Origin of the sequence: Dysgonomonas sp. BGC7, assembly GCF_001261735.1 — a bacterium.
GTDB lineage: Bacteria > Bacteroidota > Bacteroidia > Bacteroidales > Dysgonomonadaceae > Dysgonomonas.
In genome coordinates, this window is the sequence record NZ_CVRP01000005.1 from 93,808 (window position 1) to 118,818 (window position 25,011).

The 25,011-nt window shown below is 37.5% G+C and carries 15 protein-coding genes; 11 read left to right on the forward strand and 4 right to left on the reverse strand.

Going from position 1 to position 25,011, the window contains the following annotated elements; genetic code table 11:
* The first annotated feature begins 120 nt into the window (after window positions 1-120).
* From sprA to tsf, 10 genes are all read left to right on the forward strand, one after another.
* Complete coding sequence (gene sprA / locus BGC7_RS03385) at window positions 121-7,611, forward strand: T9SS outer membrane translocon Sov/SprA (protein ID WP_087880037.1); 7,491 nt, start codon at window positions 121-123, stop codon at window positions 7,609-7,611.
* A 161-nt stretch (window positions 7,612-7,772) separates the two neighbouring features.
* Entirely contained in the window at window positions 7,773-9,353 is a 1,581-nt protein-coding gene (locus tag BGC7_RS03390; RefSeq protein WP_050700162.1) for a sensor histidine kinase, read from the forward strand.
* 27 nt (window positions 9,354-9,380) lie between these two features.
* Window positions 9,381-10,097 carry a response regulator transcription factor RprY gene (locus BGC7_RS03395; RefSeq protein WP_050700163.1) on the forward strand — a complete coding sequence of 239 codons (717 nt, stop codon included), beginning with the start codon at window positions 9,381-9,383 and terminating at the stop codon, window positions 10,095-10,097.
* 187 nt (window positions 10,098-10,284) lie between these two features.
* Window positions 10,285-11,079, forward strand: coding sequence for a thymidylate synthase (locus tag BGC7_RS03400; protein ID WP_050700164.1), 795 nt, complete (start codon window positions 10,285-10,287; stop codon window positions 11,077-11,079).
* Between the two features lie 47 nt (window positions 11,080-11,126).
* Window positions 11,127-12,851 (forward strand): LIC_10190 family membrane protein, encoded by a 1,725-nt coding sequence (locus tag BGC7_RS03405; protein ID WP_050700165.1) that lies wholly within the window; start codon window positions 11,127-11,129, stop codon window positions 12,849-12,851.
* A gap of 194 nt (window positions 12,852-13,045) precedes the next feature.
* Complete coding sequence (locus BGC7_RS03410; protein ID WP_050700166.1) at window positions 13,046-14,770, forward strand: LIC_10190 family membrane protein; 1,725 nt, start codon at window positions 13,046-13,048, stop codon at window positions 14,768-14,770.
* A gap of 243 nt (window positions 14,771-15,013) precedes the next feature.
* Window positions 15,014-15,469: a 50S ribosomal protein L13 gene (gene rplM / locus BGC7_RS03415; protein WP_050700167.1), complete on the forward strand. Its 456-nt coding sequence runs from the start codon at window positions 15,014-15,016 to the stop codon at window positions 15,467-15,469.
* Window positions 15,470-15,475: 6 nt separating this feature from the next.
* Entirely contained in the window at window positions 15,476-15,862 is a 387-nt protein-coding gene (gene rpsI, locus BGC7_RS03420) for a 30S ribosomal protein S9 (protein WP_050700168.1), read from the forward strand.
* 189 nt (window positions 15,863-16,051) lie between these two features.
* On the forward strand, window positions 16,052-16,903 hold the full coding sequence (rpsB, locus tag BGC7_RS03425) for a 30S ribosomal protein S2 (RefSeq protein WP_050700169.1): 852 nt from the start codon (window positions 16,052-16,054) through the stop codon (window positions 16,901-16,903).
* A 111-nt stretch (window positions 16,904-17,014) separates the two neighbouring features.
* Entirely contained in the window at window positions 17,015-17,839 is an 825-nt protein-coding gene (gene tsf, locus BGC7_RS03430; protein WP_050700238.1) for a translation elongation factor Ts, read from the forward strand.
* Window positions 17,840-17,901: 62 nt separating this feature from the next.
* Here the strand turns inward: tsf and BGC7_RS03435 are convergent, their stop codons facing one another.
* From BGC7_RS03435 to BGC7_RS03445, 3 genes are all read right to left on the reverse strand, one after another.
* Window positions 17,902-18,537: a YiiX/YebB-like N1pC/P60 family cysteine hydrolase gene (locus BGC7_RS03435; protein ID WP_050700170.1), complete on the reverse strand. Its 636-nt coding sequence runs from the start codon at window positions 18,535-18,537 to the stop codon at window positions 17,902-17,904.
* Between the two features lie 7 nt (window positions 18,538-18,544).
* The gene (locus BGC7_RS03440; protein WP_050700171.1) at window positions 18,545-20,575 is read right to left on the reverse strand and encodes a TonB-dependent receptor plug domain-containing protein; all 2,031 of its coding nucleotides are present in this window, start codon (window positions 20,573-20,575) and stop codon (window positions 18,545-18,547) included.
* A 166-nt stretch (window positions 20,576-20,741) separates the two neighbouring features.
* Window positions 20,742-21,335: a hypothetical protein gene (locus BGC7_RS03445; protein ID WP_157258649.1), complete on the reverse strand. Its 594-nt coding sequence runs from the start codon at window positions 21,333-21,335 to the stop codon at window positions 20,742-20,744.
* A gap of 317 nt (window positions 21,336-21,652) precedes the next feature.
* Between BGC7_RS03445 and mgtE the strand changes: the two genes are divergently transcribed.
* Complete coding sequence (gene mgtE / locus BGC7_RS03450; protein ID WP_050700173.1) at window positions 21,653-23,044, forward strand: magnesium transporter; 1,392 nt, start codon at window positions 21,653-21,655, stop codon at window positions 23,042-23,044.
* Between the two features lie 8 nt (window positions 23,045-23,052).
* Here the strand turns inward: mgtE and BGC7_RS03455 are convergent, their stop codons facing one another.
* Window positions 23,053-24,609, reverse strand: coding sequence for an NAD(P)/FAD-dependent oxidoreductase (locus BGC7_RS03455; RefSeq protein ID WP_050700174.1), 1,557 nt, complete (start codon window positions 24,607-24,609; stop codon window positions 23,053-23,055).
* Window positions 24,610-25,011 lie beyond the last annotated feature (402 nt).

A 25,011-nucleotide genomic window follows, 5' to 3' on the forward strand; every position in this document is an offset into this window, starting at 1 on the left:
AGCACAATACAACTTTATTTCTGCTTTTCGTTTTAATAATAAAAATCAAATAATAAACATCGTACACTGTTATAACATAATACAAAGTTGAAAAAATATATCAAATATTTATTCGCTTTAATGCTTCTTATCGGCTCAGCAAGTTTATTCTCCGAAATATCGGGAGAATCAGGCTATTTTTTTGTCGATACGGAACAAATATCACCCGATCTAAACACAAACGACACTACCCCACGCTTTCCTGTAAAAAAGACACAAATAAACACTTACAAAGATTTAGAGGCTAATCCTCCTGCCGACCTTAAAAATCCGTCGAACGTGAAAACGACAGTGGAATATGATCCTAATACTAAATTGTATATATTCAGAACAAAGGTGGGCGATGAGGAAATATCCACTCCTTTTTCCCTTACATCCGAACAGTATATGGACTATACTCTCAGACAATCTATGGCTAATTATTTTAAGACCAAGAATTCTGAAAATTACGATAAAAAAGAGGAAAAAGAAGAGTTTTCTCTTAAAGATATTAAACTGAATATAGGGCCTGCCGAGAAACTATTTGGCCCCGGAGGAGTGAAAGTAAATACACAAGGTTATGTAGAAGCCAGAATGGGTATAAAACACTCTAGCTCGGAAAATCCTACACTATCGGAACGTAACAGAAGTAAAACAGCTTTTGAGTTCAACGAAGATATACAGATGAATGTAACTGCTTCGGTCGGAGATAAAATAAACTTCGGGATGAACTACGACACAAAAGCACTGTTCGACTTCGACTCTAAAAAACTAAAATTGGCCTATGAAGGCAAAGAGGACGAAATAATAAAACGGATAGAGGCAGGAAATGTAAGTATGTCTACTACCAACTCTCTCATCAATGGAGGAACTGCCCTATTTGGTATCAATGCAGAATTACAATTCGGGAAGTTGAGAATAAATACTGTTGTGTCACAACAGGAATCTCAATCGCAATCCACAAACTCGAAAGGTGGTATACAAACATTAGAGTATGAAATAAAAGCCGACCAATACGACGAAAACAGGCATTTCTTTTTAGGGCATTATTTCAGAGACAACTACGACAAGGCTATGAGCAAGTTGCCGTATATACAATCACCTGTGAACATTACCCGTATTGAGGTATGGATTACCAATAAGAGAATGAACGACTATACTCAGGCACGGAATATACTCGCCTTCTCCGAAATAGCTGAATATAAGATAAAAAGCATACCACCTCTGTGGTCACCAAACGGAGCTATACAAACTCCCTATAATAATGCTAACAACTTATATTCTACAATTACAGGCTCTTACTCTGCTGCAAGAGATATTTCTCAGGTAACGTCGTTGTTCAATGGATTTATAGAAGGAGGCAAAGATTACGAAAAAGTAGAAAGTGCACGCATGCTTAGCACGTCTGAATACACATTCAGTCCTCAACTGGGATATATTTCCCTGACTTCTGCATTGCAAGCAGACGAAGTACTGGCCGTAGCATACGAATACACGATGAATGGAAGCACGTATCAGGTAGGAGAGTTTTCGACCGATATAGTAGACAAATATGATGCCTCGAATCCCAAATCAGGTGCATTGCTCGTAAAACTTCTAAAGCCTGTTTCGCTCACCCCTCATTCTTATACATGGAATCTAATGATGAAAAACGTGTATAAGATAAGCGACAACGCCATACAGAAAGATCGTTTCAGGCTCAATATCTCTTATCAGTCCGATACGCTGGGTACATACCTGAACTACATACCCGAAGGTAGTATCAAAAATGAACTTCTATTACGGGTAATGAATCTGGACAGACTGGATTCGCGAAACAATGAAGTATCGGACAAAAACGGATCGAAAGGAGATGGAATATTCGACTTTGTAGAAGACTATACAGTTAAGGCTCAGAACGGGCGTATATTCTTCCCTGTAGTGGAGCCATTCGGATCGCATCTAAGAAAAAAGATAGGTAATACAGCTATTGCTGACAAATATGTGTATCAGGAACTATATGATTCTACTCTTACTGTTGCCAGACAGATAGCAGAAAAAAATAAATTTAAGATATTCGGCTCATATCGGGGTTCGGGAACTAACAATGCCGAAATAGACCTGAATGCAACCAATATACCTCAAGGATCGGTAAGGCTTACAGCCGGAGGAGCAGCTTTGGTGGAAGGTGTTGACTATATAGTCGACTATATATCGGGAAAAGTAACCATTATCAATCAGAATTTGCTAGACTCCGATGTCCCTATTCAGGTCACGAATGAGGGATTTTCTACAGGTATGCAACGAAAAACTCTCTTAGGACTAAACCTAAGTTACGATATTTCCAAAAATTTCAATATCGGCGGTACCATAATGCATTATTATGAGAAACCTCTGACCATGAAAACTGAAATAGGTAATGAATCAGTAAAAAATACGCTTTGGGGACTCAATACATCATTCAAGACCGAATCTATGTGGCTCACAAATCTGGTAGACAAACTCCCTTTTGTAGAAGCTACGCAACCTTCTCAAATTAGTTTCAATGCAGAGTTTGCTCAGATGATTCCGGGACACTACGAAAATAAAGAAACCGGAGGACATTCATATCTGGACGATTTCGAATCGTCACAATCGAGAATAGACATCAAAAGCCCTTACGCATGGACTTTGGCCTCTACCCCATTAGATAAAACATCTGCCACCCCTTTGTTTCCCGAAGCTGTATATAATAACGACGTCAGATATGGTATGCGAAGAGCAAGGCTTGCTTGGTTTATGATAGACGGACTGTTTACACGACAAGGCTCTTCCTTGACTCCCGAACATATAAAAAATGATAAAGACCAGCTATCAAATCATTTCGTTCGAGAGATATTGATGAGTGAGATATACCCTAACAGAGATGTCGCATATAACGAGGCTGCAACAATACCGGCTCTCAACCTTTCTTTTTACCCTACCGAAAGAGGTCCTTATAATCTCGATGCCAAAGATATAGACACAGACGGGAGTCTATTAAAACCTGAAACCCGCTGGGGAGGAATTACCCGAAAAATGGATGTACGCGATTTTGAAGCATCTAATGTAGAATATATCGAATTCTGGTTGATGGATCCTTTCGTTTACAACGACAGAACCGCCACGCCAAACGAAGGAGGTGATCTATATATAAACCTCGGAGAAATATCGGAAGATGTTCTTAAAGATGGTAAAAAGTTTTTTGAAAACGGACTTCCTGTAAATGATGATATCAATGCAGTAGACACTACAGCATGGGGAAAAGTGCCTAGACGACAATCGACAGTATATGCTTTCGACGATAATTTGGGCCCCGAAGCCCGTATAAAACAAGATGTGGGGCTAAACGGACTTAGCACAGCAGAAGAGTTTGATTTTCCGGCATATAAAAATTATCTGGAGAGCTACAAAACCAAGCTCTCGACAACAGCTATGGAGGATTTACGAAACAATAAATTCTCTCCATTAAATGACCCTGCCGGAGATAACTATCACTTCTATAGAGGCTCAGATTTCGACAGAGAGCAAGTAGGTGTACTCGACCGTTACAAATATTACAATAATACAGAAGGAAACTCTCAGGCAACAGATCAGTCGGGAGAAAGCTACTCTACTGCTGCCCGTACAGTACCCGATGTAGAAGACATAGATCAGGACAATACGCTCAACGAAACAGAAGCATATTTTCAGTATAAAATAGAACTCAAGCCTAATAAGATGAATGTAGGAGCGAACAATTACATCGTTGACAGCCGTAAGGTAAGAGTATCCCTGCGCAATGGCAAAGAAGAGGAAGTAACATGGTATCAGTTTAAGATTCCGGTTCGTCAAGGACAGAGGATAGGTAATATACAAGACTTTAAGAGCATACGGTTTATGCGTATGTTCCTTACCGACTTTTCGCAAAATACATTTCTGAGGTTCGGTACGTTACAACTTGTACGTGGCGACTGGCGTGCCTATGAGCAAACTCTGAACAAAGAAAACAAACCATCGGGTAGCGGAATTATAGATATAGCAACAGTAAACATTGAAGAAAATTCGGATCGTAAACCTGTCAATTATGTAGTGCCTCCGGGTGTTAGCCGCTCTATAGACCCTAATCAGGCCCAAATGATAAAAGAAAACGAGCAGGCTTTGTCTATGCGAATCACTGACCTCGACTCAGAAGACGCCCGTGCCATTTATAAGAATACATATTATGACCTAAGACGCTACAAACGTATTCAAATGTTTGTACATGCCGAAAAGCTAATTAACAAAGAAGATCTTGCCAAAGGAGATCTTACTGTATTTATGAGGTTGGGTTCTGACTACAAGAACAACTATTACGAATACGAAATTCCGTTAACTGTAACACCCGAAGGAGTATATAGCAACAATAGCAGCAACGACAGAAATACAGTGTGGCCTGCAAGCAATATGTTCGACTTCCCGCTAGACCTATTGAAAGATGTAAAACTAAGCCGCAACAGGGAAAAGAGAAAAGCAGGATCGACAGTGACTTATACTACTTTATATCATGAATATGATCCTGAAAAAAAAGCAAACAAGGTAAGCGTTATAGGTAATCCGTCTCTGTCGGAAGTAAATGTGATAATGATAGGTGTAAGAAACAACAGCAGACTGACTAAGTCGGGTGAAATATGGATCAACGAGCTACGCCTTACCGACTTTGACGAAGAAGGCGGATGGGCTGCTCAAGGTAACCTAAACATAGCATTATCCGATCTGGGTACGATCAATATATCGGGACGAAAAGAAACTGTAGGGTTTGGTGCTTTAGATCAAAGCCTGATGGAAAGGCGTTCCGACGATTATTACACATACAACGTTGCAGCAAGTGTAGAACTGGGTAAATTCTTTCCCGAAAAAGCTAAGGTTAGTTTACCTCTCTACTATTCGTATTCGAACCAGACGACAACTCCAAAGTATGATCCATTCGATCAGGATGTAACATTGAAAGAGTCCATTAATCTGGTAGAAACTAAAGTAGAAAAAGATTCTATAAAAAGCCTGGCTCAGGATAAGACAACAACAAGAAGTATCAGCCTCAACAATGTAAAAGTAAATATACAAAGCAAAACCCCTATGCCTTACGACCCTGCAAATTTCAGTCTGGGATATTCGTATAGCCATAGTGAAACAAAAAATCCAACCACTGTATATGACTTGACCAAGAACTATAAGGCTACATTCAACTACTCGTATGCACCTCTGGTAAAAACATGGGAGCCATTTAAGAAAACCAAGAGCAAGTCGGGAGCAGCCAAATTTGCAAAATCTATCGGGTTCAACTACATACCAAGTAGTATAGACTTCAATTCTGTAATCACCCGCTACTATACCGAAACAGCATTGCGAGATATTGAGAATTACTCTTTGGGCGGAGCTAACGAAAATAAACAATTCCTGTCGTGGAGCCAGTCATTCCTGTGGGATAGAGATTTCAATATAAGTTGGGATCTCACACGCAACCTCAAATTCTCTTTTCAATCGGGTACAAGAGCCGAAATAGAAGAACCTTATTTGCAGGTGAACAAAGAACTCAACAGAGGCGACTATGAAATATGGAAGGATGAAGTAATAAGAAGCCTCAAAAGCCTTGGAGATCCACTATCTTACAGACAAATAGCGAAGGTTACATACCAATTACCATTCCGCAATATTCCTGCTCTGGAGTGGATAAACTCCAATGCCGGATATACAAGCGGATATCAATGGGAGCGCGGAGCAAAAATAGACAGTGTAGAAATAGGTAACAGTATCAACAACAATATAACGTTAGAGTTAAACAACAGATTTAACTTAACAAACCTGTACAATAAATCTTCGTTCCTTAAACGTGTAAACGACCGATTTGACGGGCGAAAAAGAACTCAATCGCCAAGCCAGAGAGAAAGGCAGAAACAACAGCCTCAACGACGACGCTTTACTCAACAAGTTATGTTGACTAAAGAAGGAAAAATCACAATCAGCCATAAGCTAAATACAAAAAACATAGAAGTACTGGCCAAAAAGGATGGAAAAACATATCCTATCAAATTTAAGAAGGTAGACGAGAATTCTATTCTTATCACAAACAAAGATTCTGCCAATATACAATTGAGCATAGAAGGAAAATATAAAGAGACCGGTTCATCCAAGGTTTTTCAGGAAATTGCAGAATATTCGGCAAGAGCCCTTATGTCTATTCGTACTGTCAGTTTCAATTATTCGAGACGAGACGAAACATATATATCAGGATTCAAACCGGGTACAGGAGATGCTTTCGGACAAAAAGGTTCTGATTACGGAATGGTTCCGGGACTTGGTTTTGCTTTTGGATTAGATGGAGGTGAAGATTTCATAAACAAATCATTGGATAGAGATTGGTTAGTGATGAACGAAATGAACATCACTCCGGCAATATTCAGCAGTGCCGAAAAATTTGAATTCAGAGCACAGATAGAACCGTTTAAGAATCTGAAAATAGAACTGAATGCCAACCACGAAAATAATAAACGCACCGAAGTACAATACATGTTTGACGGAGCACCAAAATCTCTTGGCGGTAATTTTTCTATGACAACGATTGCCTTATCCACAGCACTGAAAGGCAGTAATGCCAGAAAAAATTATCAATCAGATGCTTTTGATAAGTTTTTAAAGAACCGCTATATCGTCAAAGACAGACTCGAAGCTAAATATGCAGATACGCATTACCCTGGCGGAGGCTTTATCGGAGAAAACACCCCGGGATTATCAGATAAGCAATACGACAGAGCAAACGGAGAAGTAGATCTGAACTCTGCCGATGTGCTTATTCCTGCCTTTATATCAGCCTATACAGGAAAAAGTGCAAATAAAGTAACCCTATCGGCATTTCCGTCTCTACTATCCATATTACCAAACTGGACAATAGCCTATGACGGACTGGCTACTATACCGTTCATTAAAGAAAAGTTCAAATCTATTCGTCTCAATCACGCATACACTTGCTTTTATCAGGTAAGTAATTACAATTCTTTTTCTAACTGGATGGAAGCCGGAGATGATCTTGGTTTTATACGAGACGTACTAAGCGGAAACCCTGTACCATCATCACCTTACAATATCAGCTCGGTGGGTATAGCAGAAGTATTCAACCCCCTATTCGGAGCAGAAGGTACTCTGAATAACAATATGTCGGTAAATGCCAGATACAATAACGCCCGTACACTAAGTCTGAATATGACATCTTATCAGATAATAGAATCTATACAGAAAGAACTGGTGGTAGGATTCGGCTATCGAATCAATGAATTTAACCGTTTGATAGGACTAAATCAACGCAGTGCAAAGCAATTCAACAACGACCTGAATATAAAAGCAGATTTGTCTCACAAAACAACTGAGTCATTGCTTCGCAAGATACAGGAGAACTTCACTCAGGCAACGAATGGAGTTACTATCGTTACGCTAAAAATATCGGCAGATTATACCATGAGCCGTTCCCTTACATTACGGGCATTTTATGACAGAATACTAAACAAACCATTAATATCCACTTCAGCATATCCGACTACCAACAGTAATTTCGGCATAAGTTTGAAGTTCACATTGATTCAATAAAGGATATTGATTCGTTTGAATAAAAAAATATTACTTTAAGTTTATTTTTTCAAATGTTAAACAATATCTTTGTCTTATTTGTTAAATAGGAAATTACAAATGAAGATAATATTACATTTTAATTTGCAATGGATACTAAAAGCTAGAGTAGAGGGCTGGAAATGAAAAAATCAACAATATGGATACTTGCCGCAATTATGGCATTTGCATTCTTTGGCCTATTGTACTTACAAATAACATACCTCCGAGAATCGATAAGATTGAGGAGCGATCAATTTGATGGAGCTATAAATAGGAGTTTATATCAGGTTTCGAGAAATCTGGAATTAGACCAGACTAAAAAATATCTGAACGAAGCCTTTATAGAAACACAGAAGAAGCAAACTGCGGCATATAATAGATCTTTAACATTAAGGAACCAATTGCAGGAAGAGACTGTAACCCAGCAACAGAGATTTAAAGTAATTGCTCCTGATGGGTCTGAGTTCAATGCAGAATACAGTACATCAAGTACTGTACAATCGAGGCCTAAAAGCCAGGTGTTTCAACCCCCTAGCAAGAGTGGAACGAATGCGATATCGAAAACAATATTCGATATGCAAGACGAACAGAAAAAGAGATTCTTGTATGAGAGCGAGATAATGAATGAAGTAGCCAATAGGATAATAAATACAGCAAGTAATTTACCTATTGAAGAAAGAGTAAACCTTAAAGGGCTTGAATCAAGCATCAGAAACGAAATAAAATCGAATGGCATAGAGTTGCCGTTTCAGTACGAAGTAGTAGACAGGAATGACAAGCCGATATATCAACAACCTTTGTTCTCGGTAAAAAACAAAAGGGATTATTACCCTCAACCTTTGTTTCCGAACGATCCACCAGACAAAGTTGCATATCTGAAAGTTTATTTTCCGGACAAAGACAGTTATCTGTTTAGTGAAGTATCTTTCCTATATCCGGCTATTCTATTCACTTTTATACTATTAGTTACATTCATAATAATGATATATATAACGTTCCGACAAAAACGTTTATCAGAAATGAAGAGTGATTTTATGAATAATATGACCCATGAGTTAAAAACACCGGTATCTACAATATCGCTGGCAGCACAGATGCTTAAAGACGGATCTATAAGCAAATCGCCGGAGGTTTTCAAACACATTTCGGGTGTAATAAATGATGAAACAGAGCGCTTAAGCTTTCAGGTAGAAAAAGTTCTGCAAATGTCTCTTTTCGAAAAACAAAGAGCTACATTAAAGCTGAAAGAACTGGATGCCAACGATATAGTGGTTACTGTAGCCAATACATTTCAATTGAAGGTGGAAAAATTCGGAGGTAATCTCGATATAGATCTTGAAGCTACAGAATCAGCTATAAATGCAGATAAAATGCATTTTACGAACGTATTGTTCAACTTGTTAGACAATGCTGTAAAATACAGAAGAGAAGATATTCCATTAGAATTGATGATTCGTACATGGAACAACAATAATAAACTATATATATCGGTAGAAGATAACGGTATAGGTATAAAAAAAGAATATGTGAAGAAAATCTTCGAACGCTTCTATCGCGTATCTACAGGAAACAGGCACGATGTAAAAGGATTCGGACTTGGTCTGGCTTACGTGAGAAAAATTGTAGAAGATCATAAAGGAACGATAAAGGCCGAAAGTGAACTGGGGAAAGGCACCAAATTTATTATTTGCTTGCCTGTTATGAAAAATAGTAATGAATAAGTAATATTGTAAATAAGTAAATAAGTTATGGAAGAAAAGTTAAAATTATTTTTATGCGAAGATGACGAAAATCTTGGTATGCTACTAAGAGAATATCTTCAGGCAAAGGGTTATGACACTGACCTCTACATAGACGGCGAAGTCGGCTATAAAGGTTTTGTTAAAGAAAAATATGACCTTTGTATATTAGATGTAATGATGCCAAAGAAAGACGGTATCACGCTGGTTAAAGAAATCAGGGCGATAAACACTGAGATACCTATCATATTCTTAACAGCTAAGAATATGAAAGACGATATCCTGGAAGGTTTTAAGGCCGGAGCTGACGACTACATCACTAAACCATTCAGCATGGAAGAACTGGTACTTCGTATCGAAGCTATATTCCGCCGTGTGAAAGGTAAAAGAGCTAAAGAACAGCAAGTATATCAATTTGGTGATATGAGCTTCGATACTCAAAAACAAATCTTGACTATCAAAGGAGAAAGCACTAAATTAACCACCAAAGAAGCAGAGTTGCTAGCTCTATTGTGTGCTCATGCAAATGATATTCTGGAAAGAAATCATGCACTGAAACAAATATGGGTAGATGATAACTACTTCAATGCAAGAAGCATGGACGTATATATCACGAAACTACGTAAGTTGCTTAAACCAGATCCAAGTATAGAAATTATCAACATACATGGTAAAGGTTACAAACTTATTGCGCCTGTAAACGAAGAAGCAGAAGGAGCAGAATAAAAACAACTTCCTATAAAAGTAAAAGGCCGGTGAATATTCCTTCATCGGCTTTTTTTAAATAGGGAACCAATAATATATCAACACCTTCTGCTTACAAAAAAGTAAAGCATATTTTCCCTAAATAAAATAATGCTACAAAATCTCTTATTTTTCACTATTTTTGTATGCTAATAATATAATATCCTCAATGAAACAATATCACGATTTATTAAAAAGGGTTTTAGAAGAAGGTACTGCTAAAAGTGATCGTACAGGCACAGGGACAATCAGCGTATTTGGGCATCAAAGCAGATACAATCTGACAGAAGGTTTTCCTGTACTGACCACTAAAAAACTACATCTAAAATCTATTATATATGAACTACTCTGGTTCCTCGCCGGAGACACAAATGTGAAATACCTGCAAGAACATGGCGTACGGATATGGAACGAATGGGCTGATGAAAATGGAGATTTGGGACATATATATGGCTACCAGTGGAGATCATGGCCTGATTATAACGGAGGGCATATAGATCAGATTACAGAAGTGGTGAATACTATAAAAAACAATCCGGATTCGCGCCGTATGATTGTTAATGCGTGGAATGTGGCAGATCTTCCTAATATGAATCTACCTCCATGTCATGCATTTTTTCAGTTCTATGTGGCAGATGGCAAATTAAGTCTTCAGCTCTATCAGCGTAGTGCCGATATATTTCTCGGTGTACCGTTCAATATCGCATCTTATGCCCTACTACTCAAAATGATGGCACAAGTAACCGGACTAGAGGCCGGAGACTTTGTACACACATTGGGAGATGCACATATCTATACAAATCATCTGGAACAGGTAAAATTGCAACTAAGCAGAGAACTTCGTCCATTGCCCGAGTTGAAAATCAATCCGGATGTAAAAAGTATTTTCGATTTCAAATACGAAGATTTCGAACTGACAGGCTACGATCCACATCCACATATCAAAGGAGAAGTGGCAGTGTAATCTGAGAAAAAACGAATTTTCTATCAATAAATTATAGAAACCAATATATGCTTGCAACATTACTCGCGTGGATAGTCTTAGCATTTGCCCTCTTCACATTCGGAGAAATGTTGCTTGCTCTATATAACAAGTTATGCCATAGGGAAGAACAGTACAATCCTATCGACAAAGTATTGTTAGGCCTATGTGCTCTTATTATACCTCTATCTCTGTGGTCGCTTTGGCTACCTTCCAACCAGCTCTTTCTAGCCATAGTTCTCTTTATTTGTATTTGTTACTGGACTATCAACGTAAAAAGAGCCGGCAAGATATTCTCTAAAATAAGAAATACGTCGATAAAAGATGTGCCTTTATTCGAGATCGTAATTTGGACTGCTTTTACCCTCTCCTCTTTATTCTTCTTCAGCTGGATTCAGGATATCTACGATTCGGCTTTCTATCACATGCAAAACATAAGATGGAACGAAGAATTTGCAGTTGTTCCGGGCTTGGCCAACTTGGACGATAAATTGGGCTTCAACTCCAACTACCTCCTGTTGAGTGCTGTATTTTCATTTAGGTTTATATTAGGAGAAGCTCTTTTTCCTCTTCATTCGCTCATTATAACCCTTTGCGGCGGATGGATCTTGTACGAACTGTTCAAGTCTAAATACGAAATAAAGCGCATCTTAATATTTGCATCCTTTCTTTTACTATATTGGGTATCTGTTTATTTCCTACAAAACACATCTACCGATATATTACCAAATTTCGTTGTATTCTACATCTTTGCCCGAATATTATTATATCCCCATTTACTAAAAAACAACATATTGATCGGAATCATATTACCTGTATTCTTGGTAACCTGTAAACTTTCCTTTCTACCCATCTGCTTTATCAGTCTATATCTCATATATACTTTAATAAAGAAGAAGGAATATAAGCCTGTTATTAGTGCTCTCATAATTTGTCTTCTTATTTTTATTCCTTGGTTGATACGAAACGTTATAGTTTCGGGTTATCTTATCTACCCTTTATATCAGGTTGATTTGTTCGACTTCGACTGGAAAGTTCCTGTCGATATTGCAATAAGACAAAAGGATTATATAAGCTCGGTAGGATATTATTTTCTGCGAATAGCACTCAAATACCCCGGCGAAAGCATAAGAGACACATGGACTATAAATATACTTACAGATATTATTTACATATTGGCCTTTGCTTCAATCATTACCACGGCTTATTATATCGTAAAAAACAAAAAGGACTCCAGCAACATCCCTCTAAATCTCCTTTTTTGCTCATCCGTAGCTGCTCTGGCAATTTGGTTCTTCGGAGGTCCCGATATAAGGTTCGTCTCGGGAATATTATGTTCTGTCATACTGATAGGAAGTACAATACTTCTGCGTGGCAAAGAGAGACAGTTTAGGCTCTTAGGGAAATTATCCATTTGTCTATTTATTATTGGCATCGTTTTATGGACAGGTTCTCGCTACACCTACTTTGCGCCTCAAGTCGTTAATAAAAATATATACCCGCTTAGTCAACAAATGATAAGACCCTTCACTATAAAAGATCAGGCGGTAGCCAAAGGAATAGATATGCCCGGTGGATTTTGGAAACAACCAATAAACAATGGATTATCAATAAGTGTGAGCTACGGACTGCCATATGATATTTTTTTGCCGGCAACCGTAGACTATCATTATGCCAAATTTCTCCCTCTAAACTGTATAGAGGCTAGAGGCAATACCATACAAGAAGGATATAGAGCGAAATCCGGGTGCTAATCTCATATCAACAATTAAGCATTATTGATTAATATCTGACTAGGTTCTTTATTTTATGTATAATTTCATAAGTTTGTGAACTTAATCTAATTATTTTATTCTGTACTTAAAATATTAAGCAAAAAAATAACATTATGTATAGTGAATCTATTCTATTGAATGGTAGTTTAATATTTTACATTCTTACCTAAAATATGATATCTATATTATTATCTTGGATCATAATTACATTTACCTTGTATACAACAGGAAGAGTATTCATTAACTTATATAATAGAATAACAGCCCAAACTGAAACATATGGTTTTATCGATCAGATAATTGTGGGAATGACAGCTATCATTATCCCCCTATCTATCTGGTCGCTATTTCTACCATCAAATCATATTTTCCTATTTATTATTTTTTCTCTCTGTTGCTGCTATTACCTAGTCGAAGTATTCAAAAAAAAATCTTTTCCCCCTCTCAAAAGATTCTTATACAACTTTACATCAAAGGAGATAATAATATATCTGATCATTTCTGTAGTTTTCATTACATATTGTCTTTGGCAACCAGATGTTTACGACTCACTACACTACCACTATCAAAACATACGCTGGAACGAAGAATTCGCCATTGTGCCCGGACTTGCAAACATAGAAGATCGTTTTGGCTTTAATTCCAACATCTTACTACTGCAATCAATCTATACTTTACGATTTTTATTCAACAAAGACATATATACCCTTAACCAGTTATTTGTTTTATTAATTTTCATATGGCTTATCCGTCAATGGATTCGTTCCAGATACCGAATGATGGAAACCTTATTCTTATCGGGATTTATGATATCTTCTCTCCTATCTATTATTTTCATAAATAATACTTCTACCGACATTTTACCCAATACAATAATCTATTATTTAATATCCCGCTTTTGTATATTCGGATTCGATTGGAAGAACTCAAAACTACTGCTCTTTACAACACCATTCCTTTTAATTACATTCAAACTATCATTCGCCATATTCGGGATAGTAAGCCTATGTATCTTTATTTATCTGATAAAAGAGAAAAAAATAAAAAGCACTCTATTTTTAAGTGTCACAAGTGCCATTATATTAATATGTTGGTTGATTAGAAATATCATTATTTCAGGCTATTTGGTTTACCCACTTTATCAAATAGATTTATTTGATGTAGATTGGAAGCTTCCTATAGATGCAGCCCAATCGCAACTAGAATATATAGAAATAGTAGGCAAGCAGTTTTTCAAAGTGCAAGCAATAGAACTTATGCAAACCTATCGCGACCCGCAACTTGTTGATTTTGGAATATTCATTTTATACTCTTCATTGTATATCACTACCCCCATAGCTATATATAAATACATAAAAAAGAGGAAAGAGATACCCGCTTCTTTCATTGTTGTCATTGCTTGTCTTGTGGCAACAGTCATATCCTGGTTCTTTAGTGGGCCCGATTTCCGCTTTGTACCATACATAATGGGAATAATATTGATCACAAACCTAACTATTATATTCAAAACTCAAAATCTATATTTAAATAATAAACTGGCATATATTATCCCCTCGACATTTTTAATCATTATAACAATATACACTATAACATATTACTCAAATTTAAAAAACAACCTAATCGAAAAAGAATTATATAAATCTTCATCTATAAATAATATTTTATGTACACCTTACACTATAATAGATTTTTATAAAGATTCTTATACAACAGACCAGGCTAAACCCAAGTATAGATTGAATGAAAATGTTGTATTTTACATAAGGGAAGATTCGTATGATTATGACAAATTCCCATTAGTTCCCGACCTCCATTATGGTAACTTTACATCATACTATTTATTCGAAGCTCGAGGCAACACATATCAAGATGGTTTTAAAGCAAAAGAAAACAAATAATAGCAAATAAGTTCGAAAACAACATGATTTTCATATACAGCTATAATTCAACCATTAAAGAAAAAACATTAGTATTTCTTTGTTAATTCGTTGATAATTTGTAATTTTGCGAGCCGATTATTACGAATAAAAGCGTAAAAAATTGACAAACAGACGATTATCGTTTATCATATCTTAGCTCGATAAGCGGATAAAAGTTGTGTGAGTCAAAAAAAGTCATTAACCAAATTAATTTTTAAGTAAGTGGATACTTTAAGTTATAAGACCATTTCTGCGAACAGTGCAACCGTGAATAAAGAATGGGTTGTAATTGACGCAACAGGCCAAACACTTGGACGCATGGCATCCAAAGTGGCAAAACTTCTGAGAGGGAAGTATAAACCAAATTACACTCCGCATGTAGACTGTGGCGACAATGTAATCATCATCAATGCTGATAAAGTTGTTCTTACAGGAAACAAATGGAACGATCGTGTATACCTAAGATATACAGGTTATCCCGGAGGTCAGAGAGAAGCAACTCCAGCCGTATTGATGGAAAAAGGAGCTGACCGTCTTGTACTAAAGGTAGTAAAAGGAATGTTGCCTAAGAATCGTCTTGGTGCAGCTATACTGAAAAACCTTCATGTATATGCAGGCAATGAGCACAAGCACGAAGCTCAACAACCAAAATCAATAGATATTAACTCTCTTAAATAATAATTAATGGAAGTAGTAAATGCAATAGGAAGACGTAAAGCTGCTATAGCTCGCGTATTCGTAAGCGAAGGAACCGGAAAGATAGTTATCAACAAAAGAGAACTAGACAATTACTTCCCTTCAACTATTCTTCAGTATGTTGTACAACAACCTCTAAACAAATTAGGTGTTGCTGAAAAATACGATATCAAGATCAATCTTAACGGTGGAGGCTACAAAGGACAGGCAGAAGCTGCTCGTCTTGGAATAGCACGTGCATTGGTTAAGATCAATCCGGAAGATAAGTCTGCTCTAAGAGCTGAAGGATTTATGACTCGCGACCCTCGTGTTGTAGAACGTAAAAAACCGGGACAACCAAAAGCAAGAAAAAGATTTCAATTCTCAAAACGTTAATTTGGATATTATTTTACCCAATTACGCTTTGTCGGCTTTTGCCGCTTAAAAGTTACAGATTGGTTAATATATGATGAGTCGGCCTCATCTCTTAAATTACGTTTAGTATCTAAATTGCCGGGACTTCAAAAATGAGCTACCCGACAATTCGCTAACAGAAAAAGAAAGTAAACGAAACAAAAAACAAAAATGGCAAAATTAGAATTCGACCAATTATTAGATGCTGGTGTACACTTCGGTCACTTGAAGAGAAAGTGGAATCCGGCTATGGCTCCTTACATCTTTATGGAGCGCAATGGTATCCACATCATTGACCTATATAAAACAATAGCTAAGACTGAAGAAGCTGCTGCTGCACTTAAGCAAATAGCTAAATCAGGAAAAAAAGTATTATTCGTTGCAACTAAGAAACAAGCAAAACAAGTCGTTGCAGACTTGGCTCTTTCTGTAAATATGCCTTACGTTGTAGAACGTTGGCCAGGTGGTATGTTGACAAACTTCCCTACAATCCGTAAGGCTGTAAAAAAAATGTCAACTATCGATAAAATGGTAAAAGACGGAACTTTCGATACTTTATCAAAAAGAGAAAGACTTCAGGTAACACGCCAACGTGCTAAACTTGAAAAAACTCTTGGTTCTATCCAAGACCTTACGCGTCTTCCATCTGCATTATTCGTTGTAGACGTAATGAAAGAACATATTGCTGTAAGAGAAGCATCTCGTCTGGGAATACCTGTATTTGCAATGGTAGATACAAACTCTAGCCCTGAAGATATCGACTTCGTAATCCCAGCAAATGATGATGCAGGAAAATCTATCGAACTTATTCTAGGAAGCCTTTGCGAATCTATCAAAGAAGGTTTGGAAGAAAGAAAGATAGAAAAAGCTGATGCAAACGCTGCTGAAGCACAGGATGGCGAAGAAGCTCCTAAAAGAGAACGTAAAGCTAGAGCAGGTGCTAAGAAAGCTGTAACAAAAGAAGATCAAGACGCGATTAACGCTGCTGTAGCAAGTAAGTTTGCGAAAGATAGCGAAGAATAAATAAAGTTTAAAGACTAAGAATTTGCCTTTAAGAGATTTTCTTAAAGACTAATTCTTGGTCTTTCTTTTTTGAAGAATATAATTATAAACCAAATAAAAAAGGAGAAAAACATGGCAATTTCTATGGCTGACATCCAACACCTTCGTAAAATGACAGGCGCAGGTATGATGGACTGTAAAAATGCTTTAAATGAAGCAGAAGGCGATTTTGATAAAGCAATTGAAATAATTCGTAAAAAAGGACAAGCTTTTGCTGCAAAACGTGAAGACCGTGATGCAACAGAAGGTTGTGTACTAGCAGCTACTAACGGAGATTTTGCTGCAATAGTAGCAGTAAACTGCGAAACAGACTTTGTAGCAATGAACGGAGATTTCGTAGGTATGACAAAATCTATTCTTGATGCTGCTATATCTAACAAACCTGCTGACTTGGATGCCCTAAAGGCTCTGAAAGTAGGAGATCGTTCTATTACAGAACTTGTAACAGACAGAATGGGTGTTACAGGTGAAAAGATGGAGTTGAATGTATACGAGCAAGTTACAGCACCTACTGTAGTAGCATACATTCACCCGGGAAACAAACTTGCTGCAATCGTAGGTTTCAGCAAACCTAACGTAGACGAACAAGTAGCTAAAGACATAGCAATGCAAATTGCTGCTATGAACCCTGTAGCTCTTGTACCTGAAGACGTTTCGGATGAAGTAAAACAGAGAGAACTTTCTCTGGCTAGAGAAAAAGCTATTGAAGCGGGTAAACCAGAAAACCTACTTGACAGAATAGCTGAAGGAGCTTTAACTAAATTCTACAAAGAATTTACTCTTCTTCAACAAGAGTTTGTGAAAAACCCAAAACAAACAATTGCTCAATATATCGCTTCACACGATAAAGAATTGACAGTTACTGCATTCAAACGTTTTACTTTAAACGCTGAATAATTCAGATATACATTGGAATATAAAAAAGGTGCGATTGTTATATAATCGCACCTTTTTTGCATTTAATATTTATGTATAATATCAATAACGTCTGATCGGGACATTGCCCCCGGATTTATGCCCAATTCTCCCTCTGGAACAGGCAAGTTCAACCTTCCGAAATATTCTTCCCAACCCTTAGTTATTTTTCCCGTATCGGGAGACTTGAAAGTCATAACATTCAAGGAAAAAACAGGTTTACCTTCGTTGGCTTTCAAGAGAATATGATAGATAAGTTCTGAACAATAATACTTATCATTATTCAATACATAGCCATAGTCATAATCTTTACCAACCAACAACAAACCCTCTTCTATAGCCTGTGGGATACAATGCTTGTATTCAGGCTTTAGCCTTCCAACCACAGATACAGGCAGACAAGCATCTGAGTCTTTGGGATACAAATAATCTTGCAAAGGTGTCACTTTCACTTTGGGGTGAGTAGCTTCTATAACATATACACTACCTTTGGCATCAATATAAACAATGCCAACATGAGTGAACTTATAATCTCCTATACCCGATGTCACAGCCTTTATCGTATTATCTGTCTTTACACTACATTCTTCCTGAAATATAAGATCTCCGTCTCGAAGTTCAAAAGGTCGATCCGACTTTACTCCCAGTAAAGAAATACAGATTAATAATAATACGTTCATCGTCTTTTTATTTTAGTGTATAACTAATACCTCCCATAAGCCAAAATCCGGGCTGAGGAATATCACCTCTGTCATAATAGTAGGTATCGTATAAATTATTAAAATTCAAATTGAATACAATGTCCTTATATTTATAATTCAACTTTAGATCAAGAGTGGAAAAAGCCGGAAAATGCTCTTTTATAGGATCTACACCTTTCCCTTGATACTTTTCATATATCCCCATTCGTTTCTGAAAACGGAAAAACCATCCGACAGACAAGCCTTTATATATATCATGATTAAACTTAACTGTAAATTTATCTCTAAGATAATTGAGAGAATACAAAGAGATCATTTCTCCCGTGTTGCTATTCTGATACATACGGGTATAGTCTAAGGCCAAAGAAGACTGCTCTCCCAAAACAGTAAGTAGACTTCCCAACTGGAAGTTAACACCCATTTCCAATCCTTTGCCATCTATTTTACTCATATTCCATGCTGTGTACTCTTTGTCTGTGGGATTAACCTTTACCCAGTCTATAACATCTCGCCCCCACTGCATAAAGCCAGTAAGGTAAGCATTAAACATCTCTGTCTTATATTTGATCCCCAATTCGACAGACTCAGATTTTTCGGGTTTAAGGTCGTTTCGTCCGACATGTGTAGGAGCTTTGTAAGTAAGATCTGTAAATGTGGGCATACGTGTAGATTTACTCCACGAGGACGATATATTCAAGTTGTCGATAGGCCTATAGGTCACACTTACCGAAGGGTAGAATTTATATTTACCATTCAATAGCGTATTATGATTCATTAAAGCCCCTGCCGACAAAACAACTTTTTCTAAATTTACAGTATGTTCCAAAGACACACTTGTATTGGTGCGATCATCGTATTTTATATATTTTCGATGGGGTTTACTCATTAATTGCCCCAGATTGGTACTCATTATATCTTCTCTTCGGAGCTCTCCGCCCAGAGAAGTAGTTCCCAATTTCGATTTATAAGAAAAAATCAGATTGGCTCCGTAAGTATCGTTACGGTGGAAATTACGTCCAAAGTCAGTATCTTTTACCAGATCGTACTGATCGTGATGCCTGCTCCAATATAGGATAGGTATTATTTTTAGCATTGAGCCAAATTCTCCTTTCAGCGAACTTACATAAGAGCTTGTGCGCTCATATTGATTAGGATATGCAGCTGAATAGAAGGTATTTGCTCCGTATTTTTTGTCATTATAACCTAATTGAAAATCTACTTTCGACCGATTTGGCAATTTAAGATGTGTCTGCCATAGCATATTATATATATCATAATCGCTATTGGCAATATAACCGGACGAAGAATTGTTACCTACCGAAAGACTATGTACAGCAATACCCGTCTGCGCAGTACCACGTACCTCTATACCTCGTAGTTTATGCATACCGGACTCAATACTTGCATAGACCTTATAGTCGGTATTCTTTTTAGTTATAATATTGATTCCTCCCGAGAAAGCACTCGAACCATAAATCAGAGCCGAAGGGCCATGAATGACCTCGATGCGTTCTATATCTGAAAGATTGATGGGAATGTCGAAACTGTAGTGTCCTGTTTGTGCGTTAGATAAGTTAACTCCATTGAGAAGTACTGCGTTTTGATCGAATGATCCGCCACGAATAGAAATATCGGCTTGTACACCGTGTCCGCCTCTTTGAATTACATCTATGTTAGCGGCGTAAACTAACAAATCCTGAATACTCTGTACCGGTGCTCGCTCAATTTGTTCTTTAGAGATTATGGTCACCGACTTTGCCACCTGATTGATAGGAATCTCTACCCTCGAAGCCGTGACCATGACCTCATCCAGCTCTTTTTCCATCACTTTTTGTTGCTGGTCGTTGTCCGTTTTCTTCTGAGCGTTGATAGTACCTGTTGGCAAAAACGCGATGGCGCAGCCTGTGACAACACCAATGGTTACAACCTTGTGCATGCTGTTGAATGCACTGTAGGCTTTTCTCGCAAACCGTTTAAAACGATAAGCCTTTTGTTCTTTAAAATGTCTTTGTTTCATTTTATTAAAAAAATTAAAATTATCGTCACAAAAGTAGGCATTATATACTGTCAGGCATGAAAAAAGCAATAAAAAAACATGAATCAAATAATGATTCATGCTTCTAATTTTTTAGTTTCTCTATTTTTCTATATATAAAGAAGTATTGTGAAATTCAATATTTATACTATTTATTTCCTAATGCAGAAATAATTTCGCTCCGTCTCAGCATTCTTACAGGAACCTGTACAGAATCTTTATTTCCGGCTTTATCCATACAGACAACGAATAAATCTATCGGCCTATCCGTGTCGATAAAAAAATTTGTCATAGTATTATTTATAGAGGCTCTCAATGTATCTTGAATCTGTATGAGGCGGTTTCGAAATACATATTTCTCTTTTTCTCCAAATATATTACGTCCCGGCCTCACAAATTCCATAATCGAATCTTTCACATTCGTTTTTGTACTCTTATACACTACCTTGCCCCTAACTGTAAATGTAGACAGAGCAACATCATCTGCAAAATGGGCTGATATATACAACCACTTGCCAACGGGTATAGTATCCGTTCTGCCAGCCTCCAGATACAAGCTATCGTTTAGCCGTATGGTCTTTCTAACACCGTCTTTTGTATAATATACAATTGTATCATTTATATTGAAATGAATATCAGACAATGTAGGCTTATTTTTATCATCTTCTTCCACTTTCGCACACGAAAAGTAAAGAAGAGGTAATAAAAATACCGATAGGATGAATAAACAAAAATATCTCATTTTATAAAAATTGAAACACACCACGAAAATAATATAAAAAAACGAATAAGCGGTACTATATTCAACGACATACAAGCCAATATTATTTAAAACTAGAAAATCAGATTTTGCTTAATTAACTCTATCCTTAAAAATAATTTCAAAAAACACTACATCCAATTAAAAATACTATCTTTGCCCCGCATTAAGTAAATCGTGATAATTACGACGTTGTTGATAACACCCGATTTATCCATCTACTGATGCTAATTCATCCCAAAAACAACTTGACAGATCAGGCTGTTTTTGTATTATCTACCTTATAAATTACATTATGGATGAAGGAGAATATCATACAACTGACAGAACAGGCAAAATTCCTTATTGAAGCCGGAGACATTGTCATGCTGCGCGTCTTTCTCGACGATCTTAATATATCAGATGTAGAAGATCTGATTGATGAATTACCCGAGTATGCGCCGCTGCTGATAAGTACGATGAGCATCAATAGAGCGGTCAATGTTTTCCGCATTTTAGATGTTCCGACTCAAGAACGTCTTATCAAAAAACTTTCTGCGAATAAAATCTCAGAAATTGTCAACAAGCTTCCTCCCGATGACCGGACTTCATTTTTTGGAGAACTCAAAGATCAGGAATTACAACATCGTCTTATTTCCGTATTGTCTCCCGAAGACAGGAGAGAGGTATATACCCTATTAGCTTATCCGGAAGATAGTATAGGGCGGCTAATGACTCCCGATTTTCTTGCAATATCGGAAGAATATACAGTAAAAGAAGCATTGGAGTATATACGGCAAAACGGGAAAAATTCTGAGACAATAGATGTCGTTTATGTAATAGACGAAAATGGCAAACTGATAGACGACTTGCGAATAAGAGAACTGTTGATCAACGACCCGAATACCAAAATATCGGATCTTATGGACGGACGTCTAATATATCTGAATGCTCTTGATCCGGAAGAAGAGGGTATTAAAATATTCAAGATGAATAATCGGGTAGCCTTGCCTGTTATAGATTCGCAAGGCCTGATATTAGGTATCGTCACCATCGACGATATACTCTGGGTAGCCGACGAAGAATATTCTGAAGATATGCAGAGAATGGGGGGTACTTCCGCTCTGGAAGAGCCTTACCTCGACCTGCCTATACACAAATTGATATGGAAACGTGCAGGCTGGCTGATTGTTCTCTTTGTAGGAGAGCTCCTTACAGCCTCAGTGATGCAACACTACGAAGAACAGTTAGCACAGGTTATTGTACTGGCTCTATTCCTACCTCTGATGATATCGAGTGGAGGAAACAGTGGGTCGCAGGCTTCCACTCTTGTTATTCAGGCTATGGCCACAGGTGAAGTAAAACTACGAGACTGGTGGAGAGTATTTCGCAGAGAAGTAGTGTCAGGCCTTAGTCTAGGTCTTATACTGGGGGTAATAGGATTTTTCCGCATCTACATCTGGCATCTTATTTTCCCAAATTTGTATGGCGAACACTGGATCATGGTGGGCACGACTGTATCCCTTGCTCTCGTAGGAATTGTGCTGTGGGGATCACTTATAGGTTCTATGTTACCATTTATACTAAGACGGTTGGGTGCTGACCCGGCAACATCGTCTGCCCCTTTTGTAGCTACAATAGTGGATGTCACAGGACTTATTATATATCTGACTATAGCAAGCTGGATCTTTGGTCCTTTGATGAGTAGTTAATATAGTATTTACAGTAATACTTTTGCAAGAGCTTCTGCGGAACGCTCTCCATCCATAGCTGCAGAGACGATACCTCCTGCGTAACCGGCTCCCTCTCCGCATGGGTAGAGACCTTTAACTTCTATATGCTGCATTGTTTCCCTATCGCGTATTATACGCACGGGAGACGATGTGCGGCTTTCGACTGCAAGCAGTAGAGCTTCATTTGTGAGATAACCTTTATAACTTTGTCCCACTTTTTTGAAGGCATCCTGTAAGCGTGAGGCTATAAAACGGGGCATCCATTCGTGCATTGGCGATGAAACCACTCCGGGTGCATAAGATGTATCGGGCAAAGTATTACTTTTCTTATTATTTACAAAATCATACATCCGTTGAGCAGGGGCTACTTGTGTTTTACCTCCATGTACCCATGCTGCTTCCTCCAGGTCTTCGACAAACTTAAGCAATGCCAACTCGTTATACTTACTATATTCAGGAAAGTCTTCGGGATGAATTTCTACCACCACACCGGAGTTTGACCAACGAGATCCTCTATTTGATGGAGACATTCCATTTACAACCACCTGTCGGGGTCCACTGGCCGAAGGAACAACAGTTCCACCGGGACACATACAAAAAGAATAAACGCCACGATCGCCCGACTGCACCACAAAGCTATATTCTGCAGCAGGAAGATATTCGCCCCTACCCTCTTCGCAATGATATTGTATCTGATCTATCAGATGAGAAGGGTGTTCGATACGGAATCCAACAGCTAATCCTTTTGCTTCTATCTTTATTGCCTGTTCGTGAAGCATATAATAGACATCGCGAGCCGAATGTCCTGTTGCCAGAATAACAGGGCCATGAAACACCTGTCGGGTATTAGTCTCTATTCCTTTTACTTCATTATTTTCTATCAGTAATTTATCCATACGTGTTTGGAAGTGAACTTCACCTCCCGATTGAATAATCTGCACACGCATTTTCTCTATTATTCCCGGCAATTTGTCTGTCCCAATATGAGGATGAGCATCTATAAGAATAGACGGATCTGCACCATGCTGACAAAAAACATTTAATATTTTTTCTACATTCCCTCGTTTCTTACTACGTGTATATAGCTTTCCGTCAGAATAAGCTCCTGCTCCCCCTTCTCCGAAGCAATAATTAGATTCTGGATTTACCAGATGCTCTCTGTTCATCAGGGCTGTATCTCGCTTACGATCTCTCACATTTTTTCCTCGTTCTACTACTATCGGGCATATACCCAATTCGATAAGTCGCAAAGCGGCAAACAGACCAGCAGGTCCTGCTCCTACAACTATAGCACGAGAATTGTCTTTCACATTGGGGTAATATGTACTGACAAATGCAGGATCATTTTGCAATTCATCAACATACCCTCTCACTTTCAGATTTATGAATATATTACGTTGCCTTGCATCAATGGAACGACGCAGGATGCGAATTGAGTTTATATCTTTTAAAGGAATTCCTGACTGAGATGAAAAAATACGTTTGACTTTCTCTATATCAGACGCCTGCTCTGGCGTAATGCGTAAGTCTATATCTTTTTGCATGAAATATTATTTGAGACTGCAAAGATAGGTATAAAAACCGAATTTGGGAAAACAGGAATATACAAGATACTTATACACTTTATCTTTTCGACACAACACCTACTATCAAATAAAAAAAGTTTTGATCAAAACAGAAAAAGTTTCGAATACATTTGTTTATTGTTTAAAGATTAATTAATATTGCACATAAGTATAATCATAACACCATGAATCGAAACAATTCTGTCTAACAAAGACATAGCCCATAACATAAAATATCCTTAGAAACGAACCTTATTTTACGTCTGTAAAATAACCCGATCTGATTAATCTAATAACCAGAAACCAAAAATCTGCTTTTACACTAAAGAATACAAAATCTAAACAACAGATTGAAAGGACAATCTAAAATAAGACTGATGA